The organism is Metabacillus idriensis (assembly GCF_050483325.1).
GTDB classification, from domain to species: Bacteria; Bacillota; Bacilli; order Bacillales; family Bacillaceae; genus Bacillus_P; species Bacillus_P idriensis_A.
Map to the genome: position 1 here is coordinate 139,946 of NZ_JBCMYF010000017.1, position 17,306 is coordinate 157,251.

The 17,306-nt window shown below is 43.1% G+C and carries 20 protein-coding genes; 13 read left to right on the plus strand and 7 right to left on the minus strand.

Going from position 1 to position 17,306, the window contains the following annotated elements; genetic code table 11:
• Positions 1–214 precede the first annotated feature (214 nt).
• The gene (locus tag ABEQ24_RS11375; protein WP_430006898.1) at positions 215–916 is read left to right on the plus strand and encodes an ABC transporter ATP-binding protein; all 702 of its coding nucleotides are present in this window, start codon (positions 215–217) and stop codon (positions 914–916) included.
• Positions 913–3,162 carry an FtsX-like permease family protein gene (locus ABEQ24_RS11380; RefSeq protein ID WP_430006899.1) on the plus strand — a complete coding sequence of 750 codons (2,250 nt, stop codon included), beginning with the start codon at positions 913–915 and terminating at the stop codon, positions 3,160–3,162. Before ABEQ24_RS11375 ends, ABEQ24_RS11380 begins: the two co-directional genes overlap by 4 nt.
• A 35-nt stretch (positions 3,163–3,197) precedes the next feature.
• Here the strand turns inward: ABEQ24_RS11380 and ABEQ24_RS11385 are convergent, their stop codons facing one another.
• On the minus strand, positions 3,198–3,656 hold the full coding sequence (locus tag ABEQ24_RS11385) for an NUDIX hydrolase (RefSeq protein ID WP_430006900.1): 459 nt from the start codon (positions 3,654–3,656) through the stop codon (positions 3,198–3,200).
• 126 nt (positions 3,657–3,782) lie between these two features.
• Here ABEQ24_RS11385 and rnz point away from each other — a divergent pair, with 126 nt between their 5' ends.
• From rnz to nei, 6 genes are all read left to right on the plus strand, one after another.
• The gene (gene rnz, locus ABEQ24_RS11390) at positions 3,783–4,712 is read left to right on the plus strand and encodes a ribonuclease Z (RefSeq protein ID WP_430006901.1); all 930 of its coding nucleotides are present in this window, start codon (positions 3,783–3,785) and stop codon (positions 4,710–4,712) included.
• On the plus strand, positions 4,705–4,965 hold the full coding sequence (locus ABEQ24_RS11395; protein ID WP_430006902.1) for a histidine phosphatase family protein: 261 nt from the start codon (positions 4,705–4,707) through the stop codon (positions 4,963–4,965). The genes rnz and ABEQ24_RS11395 overlap by 8 nt, the downstream gene beginning before the upstream one ends.
• Positions 4,962–5,249 (plus strand): histidine phosphatase family protein, encoded by a 288-nt coding sequence (locus tag ABEQ24_RS11400; protein WP_430006924.1) that lies wholly within the window; start codon positions 4,962–4,964, stop codon positions 5,247–5,249. Before ABEQ24_RS11395 ends, ABEQ24_RS11400 begins: the two co-directional genes overlap by 4 nt.
• A gap of 81 nt (positions 5,250–5,330) precedes the next feature.
• On the plus strand, positions 5,331–5,480 hold the full coding sequence (rpmG, locus tag ABEQ24_RS11405) for a 50S ribosomal protein L33 (protein WP_070876717.1): 150 nt from the start codon (positions 5,331–5,333) through the stop codon (positions 5,478–5,480).
• A gap of 162 nt (positions 5,481–5,642) precedes the next feature.
• Entirely contained in the window at positions 5,643–6,197 is a 555-nt protein-coding gene (locus tag ABEQ24_RS11410) for a hypothetical protein (protein ID WP_430006903.1), read from the plus strand.
• Between the two features lie 155 nt (positions 6,198–6,352).
• On the plus strand, positions 6,353–7,177 hold the full coding sequence (gene nei / locus ABEQ24_RS11415) for an endonuclease VIII (protein ID WP_430006925.1): 825 nt from the start codon (positions 6,353–6,355) through the stop codon (positions 7,175–7,177).
• A gap of 64 nt (positions 7,178–7,241) precedes the next feature.
• On the opposite strand, the gene namA is transcribed toward nei, so the two are convergent.
• On the minus strand, positions 7,242–8,258 hold the full coding sequence (gene namA, locus ABEQ24_RS11420; RefSeq protein WP_430006904.1) for an NADPH dehydrogenase NamA: 1,017 nt from the start codon (positions 8,256–8,258) through the stop codon (positions 7,242–7,244).
• Between the two features lie 574 nt (positions 8,259–8,832).
• On the opposite strand from namA, the gene ABEQ24_RS11425 reads away from it, so the two are divergent.
• From ABEQ24_RS11425 to ABEQ24_RS11435, 3 genes are all read left to right on the plus strand, one after another.
• A complete protein-coding gene (locus tag ABEQ24_RS11425; RefSeq protein ID WP_430006905.1) occupies positions 8,833–10,461 on the plus strand; it encodes a M20/M25/M40 family metallo-hydrolase in 1,629 nt (542 codons plus the stop codon).
• 10 nt (positions 10,462–10,471) lie between these two features.
• Positions 10,472–11,233, plus strand: a complete 762-nt coding sequence (locus ABEQ24_RS11430; RefSeq protein ID WP_430006906.1) for an alpha/beta hydrolase — start codon at positions 10,472–10,474, stop codon at positions 11,231–11,233.
• Between the two features lie 112 nt (positions 11,234–11,345).
• Positions 11,346–11,792 carry an NUDIX domain-containing protein gene (locus ABEQ24_RS11435; protein WP_430006907.1) on the plus strand — a complete coding sequence of 149 codons (447 nt, stop codon included), beginning with the start codon at positions 11,346–11,348 and terminating at the stop codon, positions 11,790–11,792.
• Positions 11,793–11,815: 23 nt separating this feature from the next.
• Here the strand turns inward: ABEQ24_RS11435 and ABEQ24_RS11440 are convergent, their stop codons facing one another.
• The 4 genes from ABEQ24_RS11440 to proC form a co-directional block, all read right to left on the minus strand.
• Complete coding sequence (locus ABEQ24_RS11440; protein WP_430006908.1) at positions 11,816–12,508, minus strand: cobalamin B12-binding domain-containing protein; 693 nt, start codon at positions 12,506–12,508, stop codon at positions 11,816–11,818.
• Between the two features lie 22 nt (positions 12,509–12,530).
• Positions 12,531–12,899, minus strand: coding sequence for a hypothetical protein (locus ABEQ24_RS11445; RefSeq protein WP_430006909.1), 369 nt, complete (start codon positions 12,897–12,899; stop codon positions 12,531–12,533).
• Positions 12,896–13,201 carry an antibiotic biosynthesis monooxygenase family protein gene (locus ABEQ24_RS11450; RefSeq protein WP_430006910.1) on the minus strand — a complete coding sequence of 102 codons (306 nt, stop codon included), beginning with the start codon at positions 13,199–13,201 and terminating at the stop codon, positions 12,896–12,898. The genes ABEQ24_RS11445 and ABEQ24_RS11450 overlap by 4 nt, the downstream gene beginning before the upstream one ends.
• Positions 13,202–13,287: 86 nt before the next feature.
• Positions 13,288–14,127, minus strand: coding sequence for a pyrroline-5-carboxylate reductase (proC, locus tag ABEQ24_RS11455; protein ID WP_430006911.1), 840 nt, complete (start codon positions 14,125–14,127; stop codon positions 13,288–13,290).
• Positions 14,128–14,648: 521 nt separating this feature from the next.
• Here proC and ABEQ24_RS11460 point away from each other — a divergent pair.
• A complete protein-coding gene (locus ABEQ24_RS11460) occupies positions 14,649–15,605 on the plus strand; it encodes an MBL fold metallo-hydrolase (RefSeq protein ID WP_430006912.1) in 957 nt (318 codons plus the stop codon).
• Between the two features lie 10 nt (positions 15,606–15,615).
• Positions 15,616–16,410, plus strand: coding sequence for an SDR family NAD(P)-dependent oxidoreductase (locus ABEQ24_RS11465; protein WP_430006913.1), 795 nt, complete (start codon positions 15,616–15,618; stop codon positions 16,408–16,410).
• Positions 16,411–16,796: 386 nt separating this feature from the next.
• Here the strand turns inward: ABEQ24_RS11465 and ABEQ24_RS11470 are convergent.
• The coding region (locus tag ABEQ24_RS11470) for a YqzH family protein (protein ID WP_430006914.1) at positions 16,797–17,306 on the minus strand (510 nt) is incomplete at its 5' end.

Here is a 17,306-nt window from a genome sequence, read left to right on the forward strand (position 1 = left end):
ATGCTAATAATGAAGTAAATCAAACATTTAAGATTATTTTCATACTTAAGTAGTATGAACCAATTGATTGCAATCCATAAATCGGAAAAAAAGATAAAAGATGAAATAGTAATTAAAAAATAGTTCAAAAACTGCTTGTCGCAGGCTATTTTCTAATGTACGATAATTATGAAATTTGTTTTAATTAATATTTCATAACTTACGGGGGTGCAAAATGAGTATCCAATTAAAAGGCGTCAGTAAATCTTATAAATCAGGTGAAGTAGAGGCTGCTGCACTAAAAGATGTAAATTTAACGATCAACAAGAGTGAAATTGTTGTGATATTGGGTCCGTCCGGATCAGGGAAGTCAACACTGCTGAATGTCACCGGAGGAATTGACAGGGCTGATAAAGGAGAAGTGATTGTACAGGGATTGCAGCTTCATCAGTTAAAAGATAAAGAGCTGACAGCATACCGGAGAGAACATGCAGGTTTTATTTTTCAATCCTACAATCTGATTTCCTCTTTGACAGTAAGGGAGAATGTTGAAGTTGGCTCTGAAATCAGCCGCACACCGCTGCAGCAAGATGAAATCTTAAAAAAAGTGGGGATGCATGACCATCAGGATAAATTTCCGCACCAATTAAGCGGAGGAGAGCAGCAGAGAACAGCGATAGCCCGTGCCATCGTCAAAAATCCAAGCATCTTGTTTTGCGATGAGCCTACAGGTGCTTTAGACGAAGAGACAGGTAAAAAGATACTGTCGCTTATTCAAGAAGTGAACCGGACTTATCAAACGACGGTGCTGATCATTACTCATAATCCAGGTATTGCGGATATGGCCCATACCGTTTTGAAAATGAAAAGCGGCATGGTCATTGAAACGATAAAGAATGAAAATCCGATTGAGGCTGAGCAGGTGAGATGGGTATGAAAATCCGTAAAATGGCTCTGCGAGGGATTCGGCAAAAGCCTTTGCAATTTGCAGGAGCCGCCTTTCTATTAGCCATTGCTGTCATGCTGTATGTCATGCTTTCAAGCTCTATGGCACTAATGGATTCGAGCAATCAATTATTCAGAAAAGACTATAAACAGGAAGACTTTCAATTTGCTGCAGGTGAAAAGCTCACAAAAGGGCAGATGGATGACCTGGAAAAAAAGTTTAATCTTGTTTTAGAGGAAAGATCATGGCTTGATTTGGAGTGGAAAGAGGGAACGACCGTCCGTTTTCTGTCACTTCAAAGCGGAATGAACCTTCCTTTTGTTGAAAAAGGAGCACTGCCTGAGAAGAAAAATGAAGCTGCTCTTACCGCAGCATATGCGGGCCGCCATAACCTTGATATCGGCGATCAATGGAAAGCCGGCGGGAAGACGTATACTGTAACGGCACATGTGCACTTGCCCGATTACATTTACGGCGTACAAAATGAAAACGACCTGTTTTATGATTCTAAGACTTTTGGTGCAGCATTAACAAAAGAGGCTGATTTTCCGGAAAATCGTCAGGCTCCGGTCTACTACACAGGTCTTTTCAAAGAAAAGGAGCAGCAGACGGATGAGCTGAAAAAAGCCGTTTCGGCCGTTGTTCCTGTCACAAAATGGACAGATGCTGAGGATAATATCCGGATTTCATATATTGAAGCGGAGATTGAATCAAATCAGTCATTCGGAACGGTTTTTCCCTTATTTATTGGATTGCTTTCCTTATTCATCGTCGTCCTGATTGTAAAAAGGCAAATTGAGCTTCAGGCTAAACAAATTGGCACTCTTTTAGCATTAGGGTATACAGCAAGAGAGATTACTTCTTCCTTTATGGTATACCCTCTTGCTGTTGCTGCTGGCGGCTCAGCCGCTGGAACGGCAATCGGTATCCTTGCTTCAAAGCCGATGACAAGTCTGTATACGTCTTTTTATAATTTGCCGATCTTAAAAAGCTTTGCCTTTGATCCGTTTACGCTTTTGCTTGGATTTGCAGTGCCGATTATTATTATCGGAGCAGCCGGTTTCTTTACTATCCGAAAGACGGTGATAAAACCGCCGCTTCAGCTTCTGACTACTAGACCTGCCTTTTCAAAAAAAGGAAACGTCAGCCTGCCAAAAAGGCTTTCTTTTAAAGCCCGGTTCCGATTGAAAATGCTGATAGGCAATCCGTCGAAAAGTTTTGTTCTATTCGCCGGAATTCTTTTCTCAGCTATCCTTCTCACCTTTGGATTCATTTCGATGAACTCTATGAATCAGCTTCTTAAAAAAACATACGAGGATGCTTACCGGTATGAGTATGCAGTCTATTATCAAGATTTAAAAACTAATGATATGACGGGCGAAGACAGTCCGTTTACTGTTTCTGAAGTAACATTAAAAAGCGGAAGCAAAAAGGATGCAATCACACAGCTCTATGGAATAGATGCGGATACCTCCATGCTGAAGCTGATTGACAGCATGGGAGGCGATTTGAATCAAAGCTTATCAGACGGGGCTGTAATTACACAGGCGCTGGCTGCTGCAGCGGGTCTGCAAAAAGGGGATTCCGTTACCATCCGCAATCAGTGGACAGAGAAGGAGCAATCCGTCAAAATCTCCGGCATTGCTGAGATTTACATTGGCCACGCAATCTATCTGCCAAGAGAAGAAGTAAACAGCTTTTTAGATTTGGAGGCTTCGGCACACCTTGGAAAATGGTCGAATGAAAAACCGGAGGAAAATTCAAACGAACCCATTACCATGATTGAAGACAAACAAGCAATGAAAAAGGTGTTTGAAACCCTGCTAGAACCTACAAAATATTCTGTCGCTGTCATCAGTTTATTTGCTTTTATCATTGGCTTAGTCATCATTTATTTACTTACAAGCCTGATCATGGAAGAAAATACAGTCAATATATCATTGCTTAAAGTCATGGGATATGGGCAAAAAGAAATCTCTTCAATTCTTTTAAATGTTTACACTCCTATTGTGATTATTGGCTATATGCTTGGAATTCCTCTCGCTTTCATCAGCTATAAAGGCCTGATGGCTTCCGTTTCCGAATCAACAAGCTTCTCTCTTCCAATAGAAGCGGAACCCATCATGCTCATAGCCGGATTTATCATTGTCTATTTAGCTTATTGGACATCTCTGCAGCTTTCAAAACGGAAAATCAGAAACATTCAGCTGCAGGAAGTGTTAAAGCGTCAGGAATAGGCAAGAGAAAGGCACCGCTCCCGGTGTCTTTCTCTTTAATTCAGCCGCTCTATTCTTTTAAAAGGAGCGGTTGTCCATGTTTCGCAAGGTACAGATGATGAAGATGACATCGCATCAAGTATACGCGGGACTAAGTGATCCCGTTTAATATAGTTTTTTATCGTTTCCTTCTTCAGCTTAAAAAAAGCAGCTTCCATGATTTCATCAGGCTGTTTTTCGAGTTTTCCGCTTAGCAGATCTGCATGGAAAACGATGTTTAAAATGCTGCCTGTTGCGTTGTAATAAACTCCGCTGATGCGCGTTGGCTGAATAATGAAACCCGTTTCCTCCAGAATCTCGCGGCAGAGCGCCTGCTCGAGAGGTTCTCCTTCTTCTACCTGGCCGCCGGGCAGCTCCCATGTGTCTTTCCTGAAAAATGTTTTCACCAGCAGCACTTCCTGTTTTTTATTAGTAATAAAAGCTGATACAGATACAATGTGTTTTGGGGGTTTCATAGAATCACCTTTCCTGAAAGATAAAGATATATTCTTTAAAATCAACTATATCCCTTTTCCTTCTTCATATTTATCCCCAAGTCATGTATTCTAAAAGATAAGAAAACCGGACGAGGTGAAACCATTTTGGATCTGCTGTTTTTAGGAACAGGTGCTGGAATGCCCGCAAAAGCAAGAAATGTCAGCTCAATTGCTCTCCGTCTTTTAGAGGAGCGAAAAGCTGTCTGGCTGTTTGACTGCGGAGAAGCAACGCAGCATCAAATTTTATATACAACGATTAAACCGAGAAAAATAGAGAAAATTTTTATCACTCATATGCATGGGGACCATATTTACGGTTTGCCGGGATTTTTGGGAAGCCGTTCATTTCAGGGAGGGGACGAGCCTCTGACAATCTATGGTCCAGCGGGAATTAAAGAGTATGTTCAGTCATCCCTTGAGCTTAGCTTTACCCATTTAAAATATCCGCTTGAAATCGTTGAAATTGAGGATGGGTTTGTTTTTGAAGACGAACAGTTTACAGTTGAAGCGAAAAAGCTGGAACACGGGGTTCCTTCATACGGTTACCGGATTACCGAAAAAGATGCTCCAGGAATGCTGCTTGTGGACAAATTAAAAGAAGCAGGTGTCGGGCCGGGGCCTGTATATAAAAAATTAAAAGAAGGAGAAACCGTTCAATTAGAAGACGGCAGAATCCTATCTGGCGCTGAGTTCCTAGGAGCCCCTAAGAAAGGCAGAATCGTGACAATATTAGGAGATACGAGAACGTGTCCGCAAATCGTGGAGCTTGCAAGAAACGCAGACTTGCTTGTCCATGAGGCGACATTCGGAGAAGATGATGAGCTGCTTGCATCCCAATATTTCCATTCTTCTACAACTCATGCGGCTGCGGCTGCTTTAGAGGCAAATGCAAAAAAACTGGTTCTGACTCACATCAGCGCACGCTATCAGGATGATGATAAGGACACACTTTTGCACGAAGCAGCTTCAATCTTTAAAAACACATCGGTTGCTGACGATTTTTCATGTTTTGAAGTGGAGAGAGCACATGACTAAAATTATTTATGCTGTCCGGCATTGTCAGGCAAAGGGCCAGGCATTTGATGATGAGCTTACAACTGAAGGACTTAGCGAGGCTCAAAATCTTGCAGAATTTTTTAAAGGACTTGAAATGGATAAAATCATCTCAAGTCCTTTTCTCCGCGCCATTCAAACGGCCGCACCGCTCGCCGAACTGAATAACATCGAACTGAATCTTGATGAACGTCTTTCTGAAAGAGTCATGAGCGGAAAGAACATGAAGGACTGAAAGACAGGCTTAAAGATACATTTGACGATCTAACTCTTGCATTTGAAGGCGGTGAGTCCAACCAATCGGGCATGGAACGTGTTCAATCGCTTCTAGCCGAGATCACGGCTTTAAAGGAAAATCATATCATTCTTGTCAGTCATGGGAACCTAATAACCCTGCTGCTGAGATCGTTTAATGATACATATGGATTCAATCACCTGATGAGCATGACGAATCCCGATGTACATAAAATTACGCTTAAACAAGCTGGTGAAGCAGACATTCAGAGAATATGGAGTTGACAAAGGAGAGAAGAGCAGATAGAATAATCATATCAAATCGTAATTATTACGTTTTATGATTTTTATAGGAGGAAACATGACATGAGAGTGAACGTAACCCTGCAATGCACGGAGACTGGTGACCGTAATTACATAACTAAAAAGAACAAGAGAAACAATCCAGATCGTCTGGAATTGAAAAAATATTCACCAAGACTTAAAAAAGTGACACTGCACCGCGAAACAAAATAATAAATGATGAAGGAACGGCATCACTTTTTGATGAAGTTCCTTTTTTCTTGCCTGAAAATAGCGAAATACTGCAGATTTTTTCCCTCTCGTGTTAAAAGGAATACGGCATAAATTCCTAGAATATAAAACTAACAGGAGACATTTGAAGAATGGGGGGATTTGGTGAATAAATACAAAGTATCCTTAGGTTTATTCATTTGTTTTGGTCTGGCCTTTGTTATTTGGTCAATGACAGAAATATCACAATCCTTCGATGAGCCTCTCGAAGCACTTCAGCATACGAAACATGATATGGAAGTAGTCATTCCAGCCTATAAAATAAATGATGAAGCCCTCTTCTTTTTTATTGACCAAAAGAATCATTTAGGAACAGCCTTTTTAAAAGAAGGCATTTATGGCTGGAAAGCGGGGTCCATCTCAACGAATCCGCTGGCAGATCGTCCTGCAGAAAGTGAACTATTAAATTATCATTTCTACGGAAACTCTATGATTTATGGCCTCCTCTCTGATGAGAAAGGATCTCTTGAAGTGAAAATAAACGGAACCGAAGCCCGCACTCTCCAAGTAGGCGGCATGCTGGAGCAAGAAATTGCCCGAAAATACAATCTGCAAAACACAGTTCTTTGGTATTATCAGCAAGATGAGCTCGTGCCCGGAGGCGGTGAGGTTGAACTGCTTCAGGATAAAGTGAAGCTCTTAGATGAGAAAGGTTTTTAGCAATTTGGAAAGAGGGGCTGATGCAAGCTCCTTTTTTTATTGATCCTGCATGCCGTCACATGATAAGAGGTGCTGCCCGTGCTTTTTTGTTTTGCGGCGGCAGAAATACGGGTACAATTCAAACCAAACCTTTTAATACAGAAAGGAGCAGTTTGATGCCTGAAGGTCCAGAAATCCGCCGTGCAGCCGATCAAATAGAACAGGCTCTGCTTGCTTTGCCTGTCGGTGAAGTGTTTTTTGCATTTGACCGGCTCCGGGAATACGAAGCTTTTTTTACAGGAGCCAGAATCAAAAAAGTGGAAACCAAGGGGAAAGCCATGCTGATCCGTTTTGATAATGGCTATACGATTTATTCCCACAACCAGCTTTACGGGAAATGGGTGATACGATCTTCTTATTCTTACCCTAAAACCAGCCGTCAATTGAGGCTTGCTATCCATAATGAAAAAAAATCAGCACTTCTTTACAGTGCATCTGAGATTGAGGTGCTAAAGGACTGTGAAGTGTCAGAACATCCGTTTATCTGCAAGGCAGGACCAGATATTTTGAATGATGAAATAACCTCCAAACAATTATATGATCGCTTTCAGCAGAAAAGATTTTATCGCCGTAAGTGGGCCTCGCTGCTGCTGGACCAAAGCTTTATCGCCGGGATAGGCAACTATTTGAGAAGTGAAATTCTGTATGTTTCCGGCATTCATCCCATGTTTCGGCCAGCAGATTGTACGGAAGAGCAATTGCGCAGCGCCTCAAAAGCGATCATTAGCCTCACCCAGCAGTCCTACCGGAGTCAGGGCATCACTAATGACTTGGAGCTTGCTCTGAAACTGAAGGAGCAGGGAGAAAAGAGATCTGAATACCGCCATTGGGTTTTCAGCCGGGAAGGAAAGCCTTGCCGCAAGGATGGAACGGAGATTGAAAAGATGGTTGCCGCATCAAGGCGATTGTATTTTTGTCCTTTGTGCCAGTCGAAAGATTGAGATGGATATATTGAAAAAAGCAGCCGTCATGGCTGCTTTTCCAGTATAAACTTTCAATGAATTTTTACCACCCGCGAGCATACTGCTTAGGCGCTTCAATTTCAGCGCCGAGCTCCTCAGCAGCGGTACGCGGCCAGTATGGATCGCGGAGAAGGGTGCGTGCAAGGAAGATCAGATCTGCACGGCCGTTTCCAAGTATTTCTTCAGCCTGCGTTCCTGTAGTGATCAATCCGACAGCGCCTGTATCAATGCCTGCTCCTTCGCGGATGCGCTCGGCAAATTTCACCTGATAGCCCGGAAAGACTTTAATGTCTGCCGGTACTAGGGCGCCGGAGCTTACATCAATCAAGTCAACTCCTTGTTCTTTCATCCATGAGCAATATTCTACGTAATCTTCTTGATCAAGACCTTCAGGATGGTAATCAGTCGCAGATACCCTGACGAACAGAGGTCCGTCCCAAATTTCATTCACTGCATCAATGATCTCTTTCAGGAAGCGGTAGCGGTTTTCTTTGCTTCCGCCGTATTCGTCTGTCCGCTTATTGGAAAGCGGCGAAAGGAACTGGTTAATTAAGTATCCATGTGCACCGTGAAGCTCAATAATATCGAATCCGGCTTTTTTAGCGCGGATTGCTCCATCTTTAAAAGCCCCAATGGTTTCTTGGATTTTTTCTTTAGTCATTTCAACAGGTGTTTTGCTTTTCTCGTTGAACGGAAGAGCAGAGGCGGAGACAATTTCGCCCTCAAGAACGGCTTTTCTTCCTGCATGTGCAAGCTGAATGGCTGTTTTTGCCCCGTATTGCTTCATGCCGTCTACTAGCTTTGCAAGACCCTCTGTATGGTCATCGCTCCATATCCCTAAATCCTGGGGGGATATCCTTCCTTGAGGAGTAACAGACGTTGCTTCGATCATGATCAGTCCGGCACCGCCGACAGCCCGGCTGATATAGTGTGTCATATGAAAATCTTCGACAATGCCGCCTTCGCGATGGGAAGAATACATGCACATTGGAGACATGACGATCCGGTTTTTAAGTGTAACGTTTTTTACGGTGTATGGTGTAAATAAGTGATTCTTCATCTTTAATTGCCTCCCTAAGTGAAATTCATAAAAAAAGTATATCAGCTTTGTGGTAAGACTTCATTTAAGTTGCCTGACAACGGAGCATTGCATGGAAGCAGGGATGCTAATGATTGAAAATGCATCCCTATAATCAGGGGGAATATAAGGTGCCAAAAAGGTCAAATGCATCCTTTTAATCAGGAGCGCCGGGAATATAGGGTACCAAAAAGGTCAAATGCATCCTTTTAATCAGGAGCGGCGGGAATATAGGGTACCAAAAAGGTCAAATGCATCCTTTTAATCAGGAGCGGCGGGAATATAGGGTACCAAAAAGGAAAAATGCATCCCTATAACCAGGAGCTCCGGGAATATAGGGCAGCAAAAAGGAAAAATGAATCCTTGTAATCAGAATCGCCGAAATTATAGGATAGCAAAAACCCAAATACATCCCCATAAAAGGACCAGCCAGACAAGACACCAATCATCCAAACGCCCTCTTATTAATCAAACATGCATGATTAAAATGAGCCTCTTTTAAAAATTGCGAAAATTCTTTAGAATAGAAACAATACCTATTTCAGGAGGTCTCATCATGAATTCAAAATGGCAAACAAAACAGCAGCTGACAGAACTAGTAACAGGCCTAGTGAACCTTGCAAGCATTACAGGATCAAAAGATGAGATTGCACTTGCCCAGCACCTTTATTATGTGCTGAATGATTTTGCTTATTTCAAAGAAAATCCGGATTTTCTGCAGCTCCACCCGCTTGCTGATGGACGGTATTTTCTGACTGCTCTTGTAAAAAGCGAAAGGCAGACAGATGAAACCGTGCTGTTATTAAGTCATTTTGATGTGGTTGATGTAAAAGATTACGGTCATCTGCAGCATTTAGCGTTCCATCCTCATGAATTAACGAAGGAGCTGCTGAACTCTGCAGATCTTCTGCCGCCTCAAGTTAAAGAGGATATCGAAACAGGCGAGTGGCTTTTTGGGCGCGGCACTATGGATATGAAAGCGGGGCTTACAGTTCAGCTTGGAATGCTTGAACGGGCAATGAATGGCGAGTTTGAAGGGAATATCCTTTTGGTGACTGTTCCTGACGAAGAAGTGAATTCTGCCGGAATGCTCGGCGCGGTTCCTGTTTTAACAGAGCTGAAAAGTCAATTTGATCTTTCATACCGGGCATGCGTAAATTCTGAGCCTATGTTTTCAAGATATCCGAACGATAAAAATTATTATGTATACAGCGGTTCAATCGGAAAAGTGCTTGCTGGATTTTACTGCAGCGGAGTCGAAACTCATGTGGGAGAGCCTTTTTCAGGATTAAACGCAAACCTTATGGTATCTGAGCTGAACAGGCTCCTTGAACTGAATGAGCGCTACAGCGAAAAAGTCGATGATGAAGTTACCCCGCCGCCGATGAATCTGATGCAAAAGGATTTAAAGGAAGAGTATTCGGTTCAAATTCCTCACGAAGCTGTCACGCTTTTTAATATTTTAACAATGAAACGCAGCATGCTTGAACTGCATGGCATGCTCATGAAAACCGCCGAGCAGGCGGCAGGCAATATTGAGCGCTTCTATGATAAGAAAGCGAAACATTACAGCCAGTCTGTATCCTATACACCCGCATCATATAAGGTAACCGTTATGTCCTATGATGACTTGCTTAAATACGCCGTGATGAAAGCTGGAGAGGCTGAAGTGAACCGGCATATCCATTATTTAAAAGCGAACCGCGGCGATCTCGATGACCGGCATTTCACAAATAAAATTGTCTCTGGCTTATCTGGCTTATGCAAAGAGCTTGCCCCTTTAATTGTTGTTTTTTACAGCCCTCCGTTTTATCCGGCTGTTTCATCAAAAGAGGATGAATTTATCCAGGGCATTCTTTCAGAAGTTCAAAGATATGCAAAGGATCAGTTTCAGATTTCACTCAGGAATCAGCAGTATTTTGCCGGTCTCTCCGATTTGAGCTTTCTGCAGATTAAAGAAAGCGAAGAATCCATCCGTGAGCTGACAGACAATATGCCGATTTACGGGGACCATTATCGGCTTCCTCTTGAGGAAATCAAAGCACTGAATATTCCTGTTTTAAATGTCGGGCCATTTGGAAAGGATCCGCATAAATGGACGGAGCGTCTGCATCTCCCTTATTCTTTTGAAACGTGTCCTGAGCTGCTTTCGTTTACATTGAAGCGGATATTTGAAAAGAAATAGGTGAAATCAGATGAAGATTGAGCGAGTTGAAATAAAGAATTCCCGGCACTTAACATTGATCGGGAATTTTTATCCCGCATCATCAGATACCGTCATTATTATGTGCCACGGTTTTACTTCAGATAAGTCCTCCCGCGGAAGGTTTGACCGGTTTGCGCTGCGGTTTCAGGCGTCAGGCTTTCATGTGCTTGCGTTTGATTTCAGCGGCTGCGGGGAAAGCGATGACGATTCACTTACAATGGCTAAACAAGCGGATGACCTGCAGGCTGCACTTTCGTTTGTAAAACAAAAAGGCTTACGTAAAATTGCTCTTTACGGTCACAGTTTAGGGAGCAGAATCTGTTTGATGAGCTATTCTAAGGATATTCAGACAATGGTGCTTACCGGTGCTTCAACAGGCGGGATTGTATATGACTGGCACGGGCATTTTACACCGATGCAAATGAAAGAACTGAAAGAAACAGGAAAAATAACACAGCTGCTGACAAATGGCCCGAGAAAAAAAGTGATCATTGAGCAGCAAATGCTTGATGACTTTGAAAAGTGTGATCAGAAAAAACTGCTGTCTGCCATATCGTGTCCTGTCTTAATCATCCATGGCAATCATGACGGGGAGGAAAAGATGCTTTCAGAAAAATCGCGGGAAGGAATGAAATTTCTGTCAAAGGAATCGGAGCTTGTTATTATAGATGGCGCAGCTCATAGTTTTATGGGGTATTTGGACGTTGTCGAAGAGCTCTCGATGGATTGGCTTCTGCGGCATCAAGAATAGCTGATTTCATTTTCATGAAGGTTTCCGCGGTGAATTTCTATGGCATGGTGTTCTGCCGGATGGAAAAAGTACATTTGCATTCGATTAATTTATGGATAAGGGAGCGGTTTGAATGTTTGTTGTAAATGTTGAAGGTGCTGTCTTTAAAGATGGCCGGTGGCTGATTATTGAAAGAAGCATGATGGAAGAACATGCACAAGGACAGCTTTCCCTTGCAGGCGGAAAAGTGGAGAAGGAAGGGGTTTCTTCGAATATTTTAGAACGGACGCTGAAACGTGAAATCGAGGAAGAAACCGGCATTGAGATTCGTGATGATCTGAGTTATGTGCATAGCACTTCTTTTGTTTCGGATGACGGAGTCCATGTGGTTGATGTGGTTTTTTTGTGTGAATATAAGAGCGGCACACCTTATGCCAAAAGCGAAGAAGAGGTATCATCTGCTGCATGGATGACTTATGAAGAGATAATGGCGAATGAGGATGCTCCCCCTTGGCTTAAAAACAGCATTCAGCTCTCTGACTCTATCAGACTGAAAAAAGAGACTGGCCAGATCCTATAAAAGGATGAAGGTCAGTCTCTTTTTTAGTTTAATTGAGATAAAGGTTTGCTTTCTTCTGCGAGCGTGTAATCTTTATACTTCTCAATCATGCTGTTTTTGTTCAGCCAGTTCTCTACGGCCTTTATATCGTACATGATTTCTGCCTGTCCTGTACAATAAGGCTGCAGATCATATTGATTCACGATTCTGCCTCCAATAAGAATGGACGGATGATTCGGCAATGCTGCCAGAGCTTCAACATATTTTTTTATATTCGGCAAATGATACACAATGGAAATGGAGAGGCAGATGACTTCCGGCTTCCATAGCTCTGCTTTTTTAATGGCGTATTCAAGCGGAAGATTAGGGCCTAAATAGTGTGTTTCATACCCTTTTTCTTCGAATAAGCTGTTGACCATTTTCAGGCCCAAATAATGCTGCTCTCCCTCAACACACAGAAGCATTGCTTTCTTTCTGCCTTTTGATGGTGAATTTTGCATCGGCGGATAAAGCGTTGATAAAATAAAATCACAAACCACGCTTGCCAAATGCTCATCCGCTACCGTAATTTCATTGTTTTCCCATAACGCGCCGACATGCTGCATCGCAGGCGTGAACAGTTCTTCAAACAGTTGGGTCCGTGACAGGTGACTGTGAGCTTTGAGCAGCTGGACTGCTGCATGCTCATCGCTGTTCAATAGCAATTGAGCAAACTCCAGTGCTTGAGAATTCTTCATAACAGAACACCACCGTTTCTCTTTATTTCTCTTTTTCTAGTAAAAGTGAGCGGATGCCGGCATCCAAATATGAAAGATAATCTGATACTTTCTTTGCATCCTCCAACTCAGCTGAAATGAGCACCTCTTTAATCAGCAAGAAGTTATCAATCAAATGCTGTGTCTTCATGCCGTGTTTCACTAAAATTCCGTTCAGCCATTTCGCATAATCTGTAAAAACCTGATCATTTTGCAGTTCATAAGCTGTTTTAAGATGGTTTAAGTGATGATGATTGTCTTCCCTGCATTTGTCTTTTCCTTTTTCTCCGAAACGTTCCAGCAGAGAAGGCTCGTTCTGATAGATCTTTTCGGTTACGTCATGCACAATTTGGTCTGCCGGAAAAAAACTCATCGCGCAACCACCTTGTATTGTTTGACTTTAGGAATCACAGCTGCAAGCTCCTGATCGGGATATTTCTTTTCAAGATCATGAATCTTCTTGAAATCTTCGCTTTTTACCCAGTTCAAGTAATCTTCTTTACTCTTAAAAATAAGCTGTACCGTTAATTCTCCTGCACGCTTATCGTTTTGCAGAAGGAGAAAATCGACAAAGCCTTCTGCATCGTCTACCATGCGGGAACGATTCTTATATATGGAAATGACTTCATCTGCTTTTTCATTCGGCACATCAAATGTTGAAAATACTGTATACATTTTATCACCTGTCTGAGTTATGACGTTGCTTGACCTTGTTCTTTTTTACTTCAACAAGCCAGCTGTTTTTCCTGCATCCAATCTCTTTAAGTATGCTCTTTTAATGCATTTTTTGCAAATATCTCTCCAAGCTCATGCGAACGCTCTGCCGCTCTTTTAACACAGGCAGCGATTGCTTCGCTGACTTTATATTCCTCAAGCTTCTCTAAACCGGCTTCCGTCGTGCCGCCGGGACTTGTGACCTCTTTTCTGAGCACTGCAGGCTCTTTTTCTGAAGTCAGCAGCATCTCAGCTGCCCCGAGCAGTGTCTGTGCAATCAATGCTTTTGCTGTCTCTTTTTCAAGACCGGTTTCTTCCGCTGCTTTTTCAAGTGCTTCCGCGATATAATAAATGTAAGCGGGACCGCTTCCGGAGAGGCCTGTTACCGCATCGAGCTGATGTTCTGAAACATGGGCAACTGTCCCGATTGCCTCAAAAAGCCCTGCTGCCTGCTTCAGCTGATCCGCTGTTACAGCTGAATTGCATGCAAGTGCTGTTGCCGATCTCTGAAGTGCAGCCGATGTATTTGGCATCGCGCGGACAATCGGCAGCTCTTTTCCGAAAAGCTTGCGGATGGTTTCACTCGAGATGCCGGCGAGAACGGAAATAATGACCTGACTGCTGTCGACATAATCCTTGATGCTCTCAATTCCTGCTTTGACATCCTTTGGTTTCATCGCAAGGATAATAATCGATGCACCCCCAACTGTCTCCTGTTTGCTTTTTGTAACGGACACTCCGTAAGTCTGATGAAGAAAGTCCAGCCGTTCCATGCTTGAGCGATTTGTGACTTTTATATATTCAGGGAGGCAGACACCGCCATTGACTAATCCGTTTATGATGGCTTCTGCCATGGATCCTGCACCTACAAAGGCGATTGTTTTCATGTGAATTCCTCCTTTTATTTTCTGAAAAGCAGTTCATGTATTGCACAAATAAAAAAACCTTTTCATCCAATTAAAAATAAAGGACGAAAAGGTTTCCGCGGTACCACCTTCATTGGGAAATGCGCGATGCATGACCCCAACTTTATATCCCGTAACGAGGGATCACGTCAAGTTTGCCTGAGAGCTCACAGGGCAGGTTCAATCAGCAAGAGGATGATGAAACCTTTCAGCCGGCGGATTTCACTCTCTGTTTATCATTGCTTGATTTACTATTCCTGTTCATTGCTTAATCTATATTCATTTGCTGCATTTGTGCGTTAAAGTGATTTTCATCATTATGCGAGGTTGGACAAGTGTTTGTCAAGCGGATTTTTTTCCTTTTTTGATGATGAATTATTTGAAAATAATGACACATTTGCAGGGAACGTGTAAAATAAGCTTTATAATCAATGAATAAGCATTCATAATTGGTGTATTGAATATATTAGACTTATATAAAAATAACAAATGAGGAAGATGGTATGAAAACGAAATCAGATATGATCATCAAATTAACCTTGCCGACTCCTTTTCCAGTGGGAGATGTGAATGTTTATCTTGTCAAAGGAGATAGGCTCACACTGATCGATGCCGGACCTAAAACTCCAGAAGCTCTCGCTGCCCTGAAAACTCAAATGGAGCAGGCAGGATACAGAGTTGAAGACATTGAGCAGGTAATCCTGACGCATCATCATCCAGATCATGTCGGACTGCTTGATTACCTGCCTCAGTCGGCGGACGTGATTGGACATCCATACAATGCCCCGTGGATCATGCAGGATGAATCATTTATGACAGCTCAAAAAGAATTCTTTATGAAGCTGTTCACGGAATTTGGCATTGATGAGCGTCTGCTTCCTGGTTTGGCAAAGTTTGATGCATCGATGAAGTATGCCTGCAAACGGAACTTAACATCATGCCTCAGGGAAGGGGACGCTGTGCCAGGCATGGAAGGGTGGCATGTCATTGAAACCCCGGGGCATGCTCAAACCCATATTGCCCTCTATCGTGCAGAGGACGGCCTGATGGCTGGCGGCGATCATCTTCTTCAGCACATATCGGCAAATCCGCTGCTTGAGCCTCCAATGGATGGGGGAGAGCGGCCAAGACCCCAGGTCCAATTTAACGAATCCTTTCATTCTCTGCTGAAAATTCCGATTTCAAGCGTTCTTTCAGGACATGGAGAAACGGTTCTAAAGCCGCATGATTTGATCCGCTACCGCCTGAAAAAACAGGAGGAGCGTGCATTTGAAGTGCGCGGCTACATAAAAGAAAAACCGATGACAGCATTTGAAGCCTGTCAGAGGCTCTTTCCGCATCTTTATAAAAGACAAATGATGCTCACTATGTCTGAAACGGTCGGACAGCTTGATTACTTAGAGGCATTGGGAGAAATTAAAGGGCATATGGAGGGAGCAAAGAAAATTTATTCTTGCTGAGGTGTGCGAAATGAATGAAAAACTGAAAAACCGATACGTAGTCATAACAGGAGCGTCAGGCGGAATCGGCGAAAAAATGGCTGTGCAGGTAGCTAAAAGCGGGGGGCATCCTATTTTACTTGCAAGAAGGGCAGACCGCCTTGCTGCAGCCGCTCTGCATATTACAAAAAACTACAATGTTTCTTGTCCTTACTATCAGCTTGATATCAGTGATTTTAATGCTGTTCAAAAAACATTTGAACAGATTTTGAGTGATATCCCGCAAATTGATGTGCTCGTAAACAATGCGGGTTTCGGTGTTTTTAACACGGTAGAAGATGCTACTCTTGATGAAATGAAATCCATGTTTGAAGTGAACGTATTTGGCTTGATTGCATGCACAAAAATGGTGCTGCCTGCTATGAGAGAGCGCAACGCCGGCCACATCATCAATATCGCTTCACAGGCAGGAAAGCTTGCCACGCCTAAATCAAGCTTGTATTCTGCTTCGAAGCATGCTGTGCTTGGTTTTACGAACAGCCTGCGGATGGAGCTTTTAGAGACGGACATTCATGTCACCTCTGTAAATCCAGGACCAATCAAAACAGAATTCTTCGATATCGCCGACCAAAGCGGCAACTACGTGAAGAATGTAGAGCGCTTTATGCTGGCCCCTGATAAGGTGTCAGAGAAAATCGTCGGATCTATGCTCTCTAACAGGCGTGAAATTAACTTGCCCGGCTGGATGAATGCCGGCAGCAGCTTTTATCAGCTGATGCCCCGTTTGTTTGAAAAAGTGGCGGGGAAGGCGTTATCAAGGAAATAAACAAAACCGGCCGCTGTTGAAGGCCGGTTTTGTTCATTTTTGAAAGCTGAATGGAGGTTTCTGCTTTTGCTCGAAAAAGAGGAATTTGGATAAAGAGGGAAGTGAAGCTCCTCGGCCGGAACAAAATCCTCCAATTAAATTGGAAACCCCATGAATTAATTCGAAAACCCCATCAATTAATTCGGAAACCCCATGAATTAATTCCAAAACCCCATCAATTCGGTATTGATTACTCGGTCTGAAAGCCGGCTCCGCTTTTCGTAGTGTCCAGCTTCACCTCCTAGCCCCTCGGCCAGAACGGCTCCGTCTGTAAAGGCAAAAAGCGCCTTTTCAGCCGGATCCTTATCTGTCTGTCGGGTCTAAACAGTCGGCTCCGCTTTTCTATATTAAAGCTCCTGGTTCGTCACATATCCATATACAATATCCTCTACAATTTCAAACCATTCTGTGTCTTCCTGCTGCTTTTTTTCCAGTGCTTTTGCAACAAGGCCATGTGCTTCTTTTTCACTGAGCGATCCCTCAAGCTCATACTGCTGAAAGGCTTGCTGAATCATTTTGCAAATCCACTTTTCGTCCATGTTCCACCTCTTCTTACACTGATTATAAGCGGCTGTACGCCTGATGCCAAGCGGGGAATGATCTGCTTTACGGGCGGTTCCGCATTTTCGCGGTGTCCAGCTCCATCGCCCAGCTCCTCGGTCCAAACAAAATTCTCCAATTAAATTGGAAGCCCCATCAATTAATTCGGAAAACCCTCCAATTAATTTGGAAACCCCATCAATTAATTCCAAAACCCCTCCAATTAAATGGGAAACCCCATCAATTCGGTATGGATTCCTGGGTCTGAGCTGTCGATTCCGCATTTCGTGGTGTCCAGCTTCACCTCCTAGCCCCTC